Genomic DNA, 12,555 nt, shown 5'->3' with positions numbered 1-12,555 from the left:
CGGTGCGCGGTAGGATGCCCCAGCATGTGGTCTAATTCCACTCAGAGTGACGAGGAGCCATCTTTTCCGACCTTGTGGTGCTGCCGGTTCTCCGCATCAATGCCGCCTACTACGGCTGGAAAATGGCGTTCTACATCCTGGGAATTATGCTGGTCGGCATCGTCAGCGTTTCGCTGATACTGCATTACGCTTTCGCTCTGTTCGGCCTGCTGCCAGACTTTAGCGGCCAGGCGGCGGTCAGTGACCGGGAGTTCTTCCAGTGGAACTACCAGAGTGCGCTGAATATTCTCTTCCTGGCGGTGACAGGCGTTCTGGTATGGTTCTGGCGCCAGGGCCGGAAGCTGTCGTCCCACCAGCATGAGCATCATGACCATGATCACGGCGGATCATCGCTGACAGACACGCTGCTGCGAGTACTTGTCTGTGTGGCCCTGATCTGGCTGGCAGGTGGGCTTCTAGTGCCTTTTTTCTGAAGAGTTGAGGCAGATTCGAAGCTGCCTGCGATTTCATCCGTCACACGCGTCTGATCTGCAGCCGCTCCCCGCGGAATTCAATGGTGTCGCCGTGCACAATTTTCTTGCGCCGCTGGGTCTCTACCAGGCCATTGACCAGTACCTGCCCGTCCCCAATGAGCAGTTTGGCTTCGCCACCGGAGGCGACGAGGCCCTCAAACTTGAGGATCTTATAGAGCTCGACGGGCTCTTTGTGGATATCGACGGTTCTCATGGTGGTTTACCTGAAAGGAGACTGACGTCAGAGTCAGCCTATAGGCGTTGATTTGGCACCAGCTACCAACTACCGCCCAGCCTTCGCATCTCGACGGGCCCTTTTGGTCAGCGGTTTGCCATCGGCACCAACAGTACTTCTCGGCTTCTCACCCTTGGCCGTCTTTGACGCGCGGCTAAGAATGATCAGGCTCAGAGTTTCCTGATCGCGCAATTTGATCGCGTTCTTCTCCAGGGTGTCGAGCTCTTCGAAGCTGTACACGTCATTCTGTAGCTTCTCTATTCTGTTCATAATACTCTCGATCGGATGCCTGTAGGTTTAACGGCCACGACCTGATCTGACAAGTATCCGCTCGATCAGGCTTGTTCCGGCGGAGTGATCAAGCCGCAGCCGGCTCTTCCCTGGGGTCGACAGGCTCCGTGCCTTCCGACTCGGCCACCCTCGCTTCCAGCGCAGCCACCTTGCGCTGCAACTCGGCGTTCTCTTTCTTCGTTTCGCTGAGCGTCTTCTGCAGGGTGTCGGCGGCTGCGGTCTTCTCCGCCAGCTTCTTCTTGCCGGCATCGAGGTTCTTCTTCATGCGCGCCGGGTCGAATTGCGTGAGCGCCTTGTTCTCCTCGCGCACCGCAGACAGGTCCTTCTGCAGGTTTTTCACGCACTGCTTGAGTTCGGTGATCTCGGCCAGGAGCTTATCGCAGCGATTGTGCAGTTCGCGGCTGCGCTGCTCGGCCTTCTGACTGTCCGTCGCCTTGCCGGTGAGCTCGGTGATGGTTTCCAGTTGCTTGTCGATGGTTGCCTGGAGTGCTGACTCGCGGCTGGTGAGGCGGTCGATCTCGGCGTTCCTGGCGTCGATCTCCTGCTGATACTCGGCGCGGAGGTCGCTTTCGAGTTGCATGATTTTTTCGAGCTTGCTGGCTGTTAGCATAGTGTCCTTGTCGGTGAGTGTGCGGAGTAAACCGCGGGGCAGTTTTGGGGGCGCTCAGCGGATTCGGCGCCATGGATTCCGGGGGGAGAGCAGACGAAAAAAAAGGGGCTGCAGTACTGCAACCCCTTGATCTCTATCTAAATTTGGCTCCGCCTGCTGGGCTCGAACCAGCGACCCATTGATTAACAGTCAATTGCTCTACCAACTGAGCTAAGGCGGAATTGATCTCATCTGAGGCCGCGTATATTAGTGACGCTCCCTCCGAGGGTCAAGCCCTCGCCCTAAATTTTTACAGAGAACTGTGATGGCTCCTTAGAGTCCCGGTGTCGTGTCGAGTTCCAGCTCGCGCTGGGCGTCAGCGCGGCGTCGCGCCGCGTCTTCGGAGACGCCGACAGTATGCAGCGCGCGGGTCGACAGCTGCAGACTCGCCTCGACGGTCTCCAGCACGGTTTCAGTGGCCCCGAGGGCGCGCAGGCGCTGTGCGTGAAGCGGATCGCGGGCGCGCGCCAGGATGGTCAGCTCGGGCCACTGCTGACGGGCTGTGCGCACGACATTTTCCGCCGCGCTGGGGTTGTCCATGGTCACCAGCAGGGCACAGGCGCGATCGAGCCCGGCGCGGCGCAGCATTTCCGGACGCGCGGCATCGCCGAAGTAGACCGGCAGTGAAGCTTCCCTGCCGGAGGCGACGATCGCCGGCTGGGTGTCCAGGGCAATGTAGGGAATGCTCTCGCTGTCCAGAACCCTGCCCAGCAGGTGGCCGACCCGCCCGAAGCCGGCGATTACCATGTGGCCCTCGAGGGCGCCGTCCTCGGGCAACTGGTCACCTTCCGCGGGTGTTTGAAGAGGCTCCAGGCGGCGCGCCAGGCGGCTGCCGCTGGCAGCGACAAAGGGCGTCACGATCATGGTCAGGCCGGTGACGATGAGCATGAATTGCCCCACGTCCGGTGGAATCAGGCCCAGGCCCATGGCCAGGCTCACCACCACGAAGGCGAACTCGCCCCCCTGGCCCAGGAGCAGGCCGGTCTCCAGGGAGGTGTGCCGGGGAATCCCGAAGGACAGGCAGAGGGCCGCGGTGATGCCGGATTTGAGCAGGAACAGCCCGATCACCGAGGCACTGATCCAGAACAATTCCTGGCCCACCACCCGATAGTCTATGCCCATGCCCACGGACATGAAAAACAGGCCCAGCAGGAGTCCCTTGAAGGGCTCGATGTCGACCTCGATCTCGTGCCGGAACTCCGTTTCCGCGAGCAGCAGGCCGGCGATAAAGGCGCCCAGCGCCATGGACAGCCCGCTGGCACCGGTAATCGCGGAGGCGCCGATCACCATCAGCAGGGTAACCGCCATGAACATCTCGGCATTGCCGGTGCGGGCGACCATGTGGAAGAGGGGGCGCAGCAGCAGGCGGCCCGCCAGGTAGATGCCAACCACCACGACCACGGCCTTGCCCAGGGCGCCCAGCAGGGCCAGTTCCAGCCCGCCCTCCAGCTTGGTGCCGAGGACCCCGACCAGGAACAGGATGGGAACCACCGCCAGGTCCTGCATCAGCAGGATGGAGAAGCTCGAGCGCCCCACCGGCGTGGCGAGCTGACGCTTCTCCATCAGCAGCTGCATGACGATCGCGGTGGAGGAGAGTGCCAGGCACGCACCCAGCACGATGGAGGCGGCGGGCCCATTGCCAAAGCCCCAGGCAATGCCGCCGATGACTACCGCGGTGATGCCCACCTGCAGGCTGCCGAGTCCGAAGACCAGCTTGCGCATGGACCACAGGCGGTCGAGGGACAGGTCCAGGCCGATCATGAACATCAGGAAAATTACCCCGAGCTCGGCCAGGGCCTGAACGCCCTCGAGATCGGAAATCACCGCCCAGGACAGCCAGGGCAGGTCGTCGACAAAGAGTCCCAGGCCATAGGGTCCGATGATTCCCCCGACAATCAGGTAACCGAGGACGGGGCTGACCCGGGCCCGGTGCAGCAGCGGCACCAGGATGCCGGCGGCCAGCAGGAAAACAACGATTTCTCTCAGGTGTGGAATGCCGTGTTCAGCCACTTGCAGGGCTCCTCGCCAGGTTCTGTCCGCGATAGTAACGCAGGCCGGGCTGCATTTGCCCGCTCGCTGCACCATAATGGAAGGTTAATCGGCGAGGAGTAGCAGCGATGGGCAAACCATTCCGGGTAGAGGCGCCCTATGCCCCGGCCGGGGACCAGCCGAAGGCGATCGAGGCGCTGGTAGAAGGGGTCAACGCGGGCCTGGCCTCGCAGACGCTGCTGGGGGTGACCGGTTCGGGCAAGACCTTCACCATGGCCCACGTGGTGGAGCGCCTGCAGCGGCCGACCATCGTCATGGCCCACAACAAGACCCTGGCGGCACAGCTGTACGGCGAGTTCCGGGAATTCTTCCCCGACAATGCCGTCGAGTATTTCGTTTCCTACTACGACTACTACCAGCCGGAGGCCTATGTGCCGTCCTCCGACACCTACATCGAAAAAGATGCGTCGGTGAACGAGCACATCGAGCAGATGCGCCTCTCCGCCACCAAGGCGCTGCTCGAGCGCGAGGACTGCCTGGTGGTGGCCACTGTCTCCGCGATCTACGGCCTGGGCGACCCCAAGTCCTATTTTCGCATGGTCATGCACCTGTCCCGGGGCGAGCTGATCGACCAGCGCCAGGTGCTGCGCCAACTGGCCGAGCTGCAGTACACCCGCAACGACATCGACTTCCGGCGCGGGACCTACCGCGTGCGCGGCGACGTGATCGATATCTTTCCCGCCGACTCCGAGCGGGAGGCGGTGCGCATCGAGCTGTTCGACGCCGAGATCGAGAACATCACCTTCTTCGATCCCCTGACTGGCGCGGTCGAGCGCAAGGTGCCCCGGGTGACCATCTTTCCCAAGAGCCACTACGTGACTTCCCGGGATGTCATGCTCAATGCGGTGGAGCAGATCGAAGTCGAACTGGAGCAGCGGCTCAAGCAGCTCAATGATGCCGGCAAACTGGTGGAGGCGCAGCGCCTGCAGCAGCGCACCCGCTACGACCTGGAGATGATTCGCGAGCTGGGTTACTGCAACGGGGTGGAGAACTATTCCCGCTATCTCTCCGGGCGGGCGCCGGGTGAGCCGCCGCCGACCCTGTTTGAATACCTGCCGGACAATGCCCTGGTGATTGTCGACGAGTCCCACGTCAGTATTCCGCAGATTGGCGCCATGTTCCGGGGCGACCGCTCGCGCAAGGAGACACTGGTCGAATACGGGTTCCGTCTGCCCTCGGCCCTGGACAACCGCCCCCTGCGCTTCGAGGAGTGGGAGCAACTGGTGCCCCAGTGCGTGTTTGTCTCCGCGACGCCGGGGCCCTACGAGCAGGAACACGCCGGACGCACGGTGGAGCAGGTGGTGCGCCCCACAGGCCTGGTGGACCCGGCACTGGAGGTGCGCCCGGCGACCACCCAGGTGGACGATCTGCTGGGGGAGATTCGCGAGGTGACGGCCCGGGGCGAGCGCGTACTGGTGACCACGCTGACCAAACGCATGGCCGAGGACCTCACCGAATTCCTCGGCGAGCACGGCGTCAAGGTGCGCTACCTGCACTCGGACATCGACACGGTGGAGAGGGTCGAGATTATTCGCGACCTGCGCCTGGGTGAGTTCGATGTCCTGGTGGGCATCAACCTGCTGCGCGAGGGGCTGGACATGCCGGAGGTGTCCCTGGTGACAATCCTGGACGCTGACAAAGAGGGCTTCCTGCGCTCCGACCGCTCCCTCATCCAGACCATCGGCCGCGCGGCCCGGAACCTCAACGGTCGCGCCATTCTCTATGCCGACAAGATTACCGGTTCCATGCAGCGGGCCATGGAGGAAACCGAACGGCGCCGGGAGAAGCAACTGGCCCACAACCGGGAACATGGTGTGACGCCGGTCGGGGTCAGCAAGTCTGTCCAGGACATCATGGAGGGCGCGCGGCGCATGCCCACGCGGGGCAAGGGCAAGAGCCGCAAGGTCGCCGAACCCACACTGGACTACGCCGCGGAGGTGGCGAGCCTCAGCCCGGCGGCGCTGTCGCGGCGCATGGAGCAGCTGGAGGCAAAGATGCAGGAGCATGCCAAGAATCTCGAGTTCGAGGAGGCTGCTGCCCTGCGCGATCAGCTGGCGGAGTTACGTCAGCTGGCCTTCGTCAGCTGATCGCCGCGACCCGGACACCGGTTTGGCATGTCAGCCGGCCTGCTGCTATCTGCCGCAATGGCTGTTGAAGACGGCCCCGAAGCCGTTATGGTTGTGCCTGGATAACGACAACAGGTAAGCGGCATGTCCCCTTCCGATCTTCTGGAAATCGCCTATCGGCACACGGTCGCCGAGGAAAACGGCGACTACGAGGGCACACTGGCCACCCTGGAGGCCAACCCGGTCTACGAGCTGTTCCCGGTGGGGTTGCGCATGTCCGGCATGGATGCCGCGCGTCGCTACTATCGCCACTTCTTCGACAATGTGGCCCCTCTCTGGGACGAGATGGAGCCGATCACCGATGCCTGAATCACTGCCCTGGTCCCGGCTTGAGGACCACTGGATTGACAGCGATGGCGTGCGCCTGCATGCCGTGGCGCTGGGGGAGGGGCCGCTGGTGGTGTTCTGCCACGGCTTCCCGGGGCTCTGGTACAGCTGGCGCCACCAGCTGCCCGTCGTGGCGGAGCTGGGTTTCCGGGCGGTGGCGATCGACCAGCGCGGCTACGGCCAGTCTGACCGTCCCCTCGCCGTGGCGGAATACGACAGCAACCGGCACTGCGATGACTTGCTGGCTTTGCTGCGATATTTCGGCGAGGAGCGCGCGGTGTTTGTCGGTCACGACTTCGGTACCGCCCAGGTCTGGAACCTGGCCGTGCGTCACCCGGAGGCCTGTGTCGCCATTGTTCCCACCAGCTGTCCTTACGATTTCGATCTGGCCGGGCGCGGCTGCGCCGGCAGTCGACCGGCCGGTGGCTCTGCCGCGCAGCGACCCTTCGCGCGACCGGACATGGCCCCCAGCGCCTGTTTTGCCGCCCTCGCCGAGCAGCATTTTTTTCACATGCACTACTTCCAGTCCATCGGCCCCGCCGAGGCCGAGCTTGGGCCACGGGCTTTGGAGTTCCTTGAGCGCCTCTACTGGGCGCTCAGTGGCGAGGGCAACCTGCTCGGCTGGGACCGTTACCCCTCGGGCGATACGGGCTACCTGGATGTGCTGGCGCCGGCGCCGCCCTTGCCCTGGTCGTGGATGAGCCAGGCCGACTTCGATTACCTGGCGCAGCAGTATCTGCTGGCCGGGGAAGAGCGTGCCTTCATTGGTGGTCTCAACAGCTACCGGGTCGCGGATCGCAACTGGGAGATCGGCCTGCCCTGGGCCGATGCCCCGGTCGACGTGCCCACACTGTTTGTCGCGGGTGCCGAGGATGCCGTTCTGAAGATGATTGGAGACGATGCCCTGTCCCTGATGGCCACCCGGGTGCCCGGCCTGCGGCAGACCGAACTGATTGCCGGAGCCGGGCACTTCATGCAGATGGAAAAACCCCAGGCCTTCAATCGGGTGCTGGCGGATTTTCTGACGAGCCTTCGGGATGAGCGAGCAGGGGCCTGAGGGGGCGTCCGCAGCGGAGCCTGCGTGCCGGCCGCAGGCCGCAGGCGCTGCCGAGCCGGTTGCGCTAGTGGGGGCGGAACCTTCGACCGAGCCGCGCTGCGCCAATTGCGGGGTGCTGCTGGCCGGGCATTACTGCCACCACTGCGGGCAGTCCGACCGTGAGGTGGTGCGTGTGTTCGGGGTCCTCCTGCGGGATTTTCTGGCGGAGATGTTCAGTCTCGACTCGCGGGCAGTGCGCACCCTGGGTGCCCTGTGTTTCCTCCCCGGCCATCTGACCCGCGCCTACCTGGCGGGGCGACGCACTCGCTATGTGAGTCCCCTGCGTCTGTTTCTGTTCACCAGTCTGCTGTGTATCGCTTTTGCCTGGGGCGTCAACCTGATCCAGGGCCGGCCCCTGGTGACCCTTAACGGCGAGGGAGCGGATGCGGCGGCAGAGCCGGCCCGCGTGCAGCTCCTGTTGCCGGGGCTGTCCTCGGGGAATCAGGCCCAGCTGCAGCGGCGGCTGGAGGGGAGTGTGGCCCGCATCCAGGAGGACCCGGCGGGCTTCGTCGACGATCTGCTGGAAATCATTCCCAACAGCATGCTGTTGCTGGTCCCGCTGCTGGCACTTTACATGCGGCTGATCTACCCCCTTGTCGGGCGCTATTACATCGAACACCTGATTCACGCCCTGCACGGACACGCCTTCCTGTTCGTGATGATCCTGCTGTTGCTGGTGCTGGAGTCATTGCCCGACACGCTCGCCGGTCTCGCCGTCGGGCGGCTGTGGTCCGCAGGCGAGTGGCTGATCAGTCTCTGGGTGCCGCTGTACCTGCTGCTTTCCCTCAAACGTGTCTATGGCCAGGGCTGGGGCATGACCCTGTGGAAGTTCCTGCTCATGGGGTTGGGTTACCTGGTGCTACTGGTGCTCGCCACGGTGTTTACCGTCCTCGTCGGGGTGTTATTGAGCTGACGGCTTTGCCGCCGCTGTGGTACCATGGGCGCTTCCTCTATACAACGCTGACTCACGTGGCCTTTCGTGGGGGCCACCACTGGCAATAGGAAAGCGCATGCCCGCCATAACTCTCCCTGACGGCAGTCAACGACAGTTTGAACAAGCCGTGACCGTGCACGATGTCGCGGCCGATATCGGCCCGGGCCTGGCCAAGGCCGCCCTGGCCGGGGTGGTGGATGGCCGCGAGGTCGACACCTCCTACCTGATTGAGGGCGACGCCAGCCTGGCTATCATCACCGAGCGTGACGAGGCCGGCCTGGAGATTATCCGCCACTCCACCGCTCACCTGCTGGCGATGGCCGTGCAGGAGCTTTTCCCGGGCACCCAGGTGACCATCGGTCCGGTCATCGAGGACGGCTTTTACTACGACTTTGCCTCGGGGCACCACTTCACGCCGGAAGATCTGGAAAAGATCGAGAAGCGCATGGAGGAACTGGCCGCGGACGACTTGACGGTGCAGCGCGTGGTGATGAGCCGCGAGAAGGCCATCGAGCTGTTCCGCAACATGGGCGAGCACTACAAGGTGCAGATCATCGAGGAGCTGCCCGCCGGGGAGGAGATTTCCCTCTATCAGCAGGGCAGCTGGATGGACCTGTGCCGCGGCCCGCACGTGCCCCGGACCGGTGCCCTGAAGGCCTTCAAGCTGACCAAGGTTGCCGGGGCCTACTGGCGCGGCGACTCGCGCAACGAGATGCTGCAGCGCATCTACGGTACCGCCTGGGCCAACAAGAAGCAGCTCAAGGCCTACCTGACCCGCCTGGAAGAGGCGGAGAAGCGCGATCACCGCAAGATCGGCAAGAAGCTCGACCTGTTCCACACCCAGGAAGAGGCGCCCGGGATGGTCTTCTGGCACCCGCCGGGCTGGACCATCTACCAGTGCATCGAGCAGTACATGCGCCAGGCCCAGCGCGAGCACGGCTACCAGGAAATCCGCACGCCCCAGGTGGTGGACATGTCCCTGTGGCAGCGCTCCGGGCACGCGGACAAGTTCGGCGACGACATGTTCACCCTGAAGTCCGAGGAGCGTCACTTCGCGGTCAAGCCGATGAACTGTCCCTGCCACGTGCAGGTCTTCAACCAGGGCCTGAAATCCTACCGGGACCTGCCCCTGCGCCTGGCCGAATTCGGCAGCTGCCACCGCAACGAGCCCTCGGGCTCCCTGCACGGCATCATGCGTGTGCGCGGCTTTACCCAGGACGACGCCCACATCTTCTGCACCGAGGCGCAGATCCAGCCCGAGGTGGCATCCTTTATCGATTTCCTGCACCAGGTCTATGCGGATTTCGGCTTCAGCGAGGTGATCTACCGGCTCTCCACCCGCCCCGAGCAGCGGGTCGGCTCCGATGCCGACTGGGACCGGGCCGAGAAGGCCCTGGCCGAGGCCCTGGATGCCCACCAGCTGCCCTGGGAAGAGCTTCCGGGGGAGGGGGCCTTCTACGGCCCCAAGATTGAATTCTCCCTCAAGGACTGCATCGGCCGCGTATGGCAGCTGGGCACCATCCAGGTGGACTTTTCCATGCCCGGGCGCCTGGGTGCCCAGTATGTGGCCGAAGACGGCTCCCGCCAGGTGCCGGTCATGTTGCACCGGGCGATCCTGGGTTCCTTCGAGCGCTTTATCGGGATCCTGATCGAGCACTACGAGGGTGTGTTCCCGACCTGGCTGTCGCCGACCCAGGCGGTGGTGCTGAATATCACTGACAAACAGGCGGATTATGCCCGCTCTGTGGAAAATGACCTGAAAGCGCGCGGCTTCCGGGTGGTCTCGGACTTGAGAAATGAGAAGATCGGCTTTAAAATCCGCGAGCACACTCTCTTGAAAGTGCCCTACCTGCTTGTGGTCGGGGACAAGGAAGTGGAATCGAAGACTGTGGCCGTGAGGTCGCGTCGTGGTGAGGAGCTTGGCTCACTGAGCCTGGACGCGCTGGCAGCGCAGCTCGCCGATGACGTGGCACGTCGCGGCCGTATTGTTATGGAGAATCAGCATTAAGAAAGACATGGGAAAAGGCGCCTCCAAGAAAGCGCTGATCAACGACCAGATTACAGCCAGCCCGGTACGCCTCATCGGGCCCAACGGAGACCAGGTGGGCATTGTCCCGCTGAAGGACGCCCAGACTGCGGCAGAGTCAGTCGGGCTGGACCTTGTGTTGATCGCTGATTCCGACCCGCCAGTCTGCAAGGTGATGGACTACGGGAAGCATATTTTCGAGGCCAAGAAACAGAAATCTGCTCAGAAGAAGAAGCAGAAACAGACCCAGGTCAAGGAAATGAAGTTTCGTCCAGGGACGGACGAGGGAGACTACAAGGTCAAGCTACGCAACCTTGTGCGTTTCCTCGAACAGGGCGACAAGGCCAAGGTCACGCTGCGTTTTCGCGGTCGTGAAATGGCCCACCAGGAACTCGGCATGCAACTCCTCAAGCGAGTTGAAAATGACCTGGCCGAGTGGGGAGCCGTCGAGCAGTTTCCAAAGATGGAAGGCCGGCAGCTCACCATGGTGATCGCCCCCAAGAAGAAGGGCTAGGGCCCGTGAATGCCCTTTCTCTTCACTGACTATTGATGCCAATGCGGAGTATCCGACAATGCCGAAAGCAAAAATTCACAGTGGAGCCGCCAAGCGGTTCAAAAAAACCGGGGCTGGCTACAAGCGCAAGAGCGCTTACAAGAGCCACATCCTGACTAAGATGACCACCAAGCGTAAGCGCCAGTTGCGTGGCACGTCTATCGTGCACGACAGCGACAAGGTGCACGTGGACCGCATGTTCCGCGCCTGCTGAACCGGTTGATCATCGAGATTAGGAGAGAAGTATGCCTCGCGTAAAACGTGGTGTTACGGCCCATCGCCGTCACAAGAAAATCCTCAAGCAGGCCAAGGGTTACTACGGTGCCCGCAGCCGTGTATTCCGTGTCGCCAAGCAGGCGGTTACCAAGGCGGGCCAGTATGCCTACCGCGACCGCCGTCAGCGCAAGCGTCAGTTCCGCGCCCTGTGGATCACGCGTATCAACGCGCAGTCCCGTGCCAACGGCCTGACCTACAGCCGTCTGATTGATGGTCTGAAGAAGGCCGATATCAGCCTGGACCGCCGTGTGCTGGCCGACCTGGCCGTATACGACAAGCCCGGCTTTGCTGCCGTCGTGGAGAAAGCGAAGGCCGCTCTGGCCTGAACCCGTCCCCGCTGCCCGAAAGGGCGGTGTGCCGGCTAGACAGGCAGGAATGCAAAAGGGGAAAGGGCGTGGCTCTTTCCCCTTTTTGTTTGCGCGCCATTTCCGACCAATACCGGAAGTAGAATGATGGATAACCTGGAAACACTGGCCGACGAGGCCAAGGCCGCCATCGCGGCCGCCGACGACGGTGCCGCGCTGGAGCAGTTGCGGGTCGACTACCTGGGCAAGAAAGGGCGGGTCACCGAGCTGCTCAAGGGCCTGGGCAAACTCTCCGCCGAGGAGCGGCCGGCCGCCGGCGCCCGTATCAACGTGGTCAAGCAGGAGCTGCAGGCCCTGATTGGCGAGCGCAAGGCGGCGCTCGACGAGGCGGCGATTGCCGCGAAACTGGCGGCCGAGACCATTGACGTGACCCTGCCCGGTCGCGGCCAGGCAGCTGGCGGTATTCATCCGGTCACCCGCACCATTGAGCGCATGGAAGACTTCTTCGCCGCGACCGGTTTTGAGGTGGTCGAGGGCCCGGAAGTGGAGGACGACTTCCACAATTTCGAGGCGCTGAACATCCCCGCCCACCACCCCGCACGCGCCATGCACGACACCTTCTACGTGAATGCGAATACGGTGCTGCGGACCCACACCTCGCCGGTCCAGGTGCGGGTGATGGAGAATACGGAGCCACCGCTGCGGGTCATCTGCCCCGGGCGCGTCTACCGCTGTGATTCCGACCTGACCCACACGCCCATGTTCCACCAGGTGGAGGGTCTGCTGGTGGACGAGTCCTCCTCCTTCGCCGACCTCAAGGGGCTGATCGAGGACTTCCTGCGGGTCTTCTTCGAGCAGGAGGAATTGCAGGTGCGCTTTCGCCCCTCCTATTTCCCCTTTACCGAGCCCTCCGCGGAAGTCGACATGCAGTGTGTCCAGTGTGGCGGTGACGGTTGCCGGGTCTGCAGCCAGACCGGCTGGCTCGAAGTCATGGGTTGCGGCATGGTGCACCCGCGGGTGCTCGAGAACTGCGGTATCGACTCCGAGCGCTATACCGGCTTTGCCTTCGGCATGGGCGTCGAGCGGCTGGCGATGCTGCGCTACGGCGTCAACGACCTGCGGCTTTTCTTTGACAACGATCTGCGCTTCCTCGAGCAGTTCTGACCGGCACGGAGA

The 12,555-nt window shown here is 63.1% G+C and carries 14 protein-coding genes and 1 tRNA gene; 10 read left to right on the top strand and 5 right to left on the bottom strand.

The features are described 5' to 3' along the window. The first annotated feature begins 77 nt into the window (after positions 1-77). Complete coding sequence (locus ACYVGS_RS14815) at positions 78-473, top strand: hypothetical protein (protein ID WP_460589447.1); 396 nt, start codon at positions 78-80, stop codon at positions 471-473. Between the two features lie 40 nt (positions 474-513). On the opposite strand, the gene ACYVGS_RS14810 is transcribed toward ACYVGS_RS14815, so the two are convergent. The 5 genes from ACYVGS_RS14810 to ACYVGS_RS14790 form a co-directional block, all read right to left on the bottom strand. Continuing rightward, positions 514-726, bottom strand: coding sequence for an RNA-binding S4 domain-containing protein (locus ACYVGS_RS14810; RefSeq protein WP_460589446.1), 213 nt, complete (start codon positions 724-726; stop codon positions 514-516). A 69-nt stretch (positions 727-795) separates the two neighbouring features. Beyond that, entirely contained in the window at positions 796-1,017 is a 222-nt protein-coding gene (locus ACYVGS_RS14805) for a hypothetical protein (protein ID WP_460589445.1), read from the bottom strand. A gap of 88 nt (positions 1,018-1,105) precedes the next feature. Then, positions 1,106-1,648: a hypothetical protein gene (locus ACYVGS_RS14800; RefSeq protein WP_460589444.1), complete on the bottom strand. Its 543-nt coding sequence runs from the start codon at positions 1,646-1,648 to the stop codon at positions 1,106-1,108. A gap of 144 nt (positions 1,649-1,792) precedes the next feature. Further along, positions 1,793-1,868 (bottom strand) — tRNA-Asn (locus ACYVGS_RS14795). 92 nt (positions 1,869-1,960) lie between these two features. After that, positions 1,961-3,697 carry a monovalent cation:proton antiporter-2 (CPA2) family protein gene (locus tag ACYVGS_RS14790; RefSeq protein WP_460589443.1) on the bottom strand — a complete coding sequence of 579 codons (1,737 nt, stop codon included), beginning with the start codon at positions 3,695-3,697 and terminating at the stop codon, positions 1,961-1,963. 107 nt (positions 3,698-3,804) lie between these two features. Between ACYVGS_RS14790 and uvrB the strand changes: the two genes are divergently transcribed. The 9 genes from uvrB (at position 3,805) to pheS (ending at position 12,543) form a co-directional block, all read left to right on the top strand. Then, positions 3,805-5,823 carry an excinuclease ABC subunit UvrB gene (gene uvrB, locus ACYVGS_RS14785; protein ID WP_460589442.1) on the top strand — a complete coding sequence of 673 codons (2,019 nt, stop codon included), beginning with the start codon at positions 3,805-3,807 and terminating at the stop codon, positions 5,821-5,823. A 123-nt stretch (positions 5,824-5,946) separates the two neighbouring features. Continuing rightward, entirely contained in the window at positions 5,947-6,171 is a 225-nt protein-coding gene (locus ACYVGS_RS14780; RefSeq protein ID WP_460589441.1) for a hypothetical protein, read from the top strand. Continuing rightward, positions 6,164-7,246 carry an alpha/beta fold hydrolase gene (locus ACYVGS_RS14775; RefSeq protein ID WP_460589440.1) on the top strand — a complete coding sequence of 361 codons (1,083 nt, stop codon included), beginning with the start codon at positions 6,164-6,166 and terminating at the stop codon, positions 7,244-7,246. Before ACYVGS_RS14780 ends, ACYVGS_RS14775 begins: the two co-directional genes overlap by 8 nt. A 67-nt stretch (positions 7,247-7,313) precedes the next feature. Continuing rightward, positions 7,314-8,198 carry a DUF3667 domain-containing protein gene (locus ACYVGS_RS14770; RefSeq protein WP_460589439.1) on the top strand — a complete coding sequence of 295 codons (885 nt, stop codon included), beginning with the start codon at positions 7,314-7,316 and terminating at the stop codon, positions 8,196-8,198. 97 nt (positions 8,199-8,295) lie between these two features. Further along, entirely contained in the window at positions 8,296-10,227 is a 1,932-nt protein-coding gene (gene thrS / locus ACYVGS_RS14765; protein ID WP_460589438.1) for a threonine--tRNA ligase, read from the top strand. A gap of 7 nt (positions 10,228-10,234) precedes the next feature. Next, a complete protein-coding gene (infC, locus tag ACYVGS_RS14760) occupies positions 10,235-10,759 on the top strand; it encodes a translation initiation factor IF-3 (RefSeq protein WP_460589437.1) in 525 nt (174 codons plus the stop codon). 58 nt (positions 10,760-10,817) lie between these two features. Further along, positions 10,818-11,012 (top strand): large ribosomal subunit protein bL35, encoded by a 195-nt coding sequence (rpmI, locus tag ACYVGS_RS14755; RefSeq protein ID WP_460589436.1) that lies wholly within the window; start codon positions 10,818-10,820, stop codon positions 11,010-11,012. A gap of 31 nt (positions 11,013-11,043) precedes the next feature. Then, the gene (gene rplT / locus ACYVGS_RS14750) at positions 11,044-11,400 is read left to right on the top strand and encodes a 50S ribosomal protein L20 (RefSeq protein WP_460589435.1); all 357 of its coding nucleotides are present in this window, start codon (positions 11,044-11,046) and stop codon (positions 11,398-11,400) included. A 126-nt stretch (positions 11,401-11,526) separates the two neighbouring features. Next, positions 11,527-12,543: a phenylalanine--tRNA ligase subunit alpha gene (pheS, locus tag ACYVGS_RS14745; protein WP_460589453.1), complete on the top strand. Its 1,017-nt coding sequence runs from the start codon at positions 11,527-11,529 to the stop codon at positions 12,541-12,543. Positions 12,544-12,555: the final 12 nt, after the last annotated feature.

The organism is Haliea atlantica (assembly GCF_054779855.1).
This window is presented reverse-complemented; position numbering and strand designations above follow the sequence as displayed.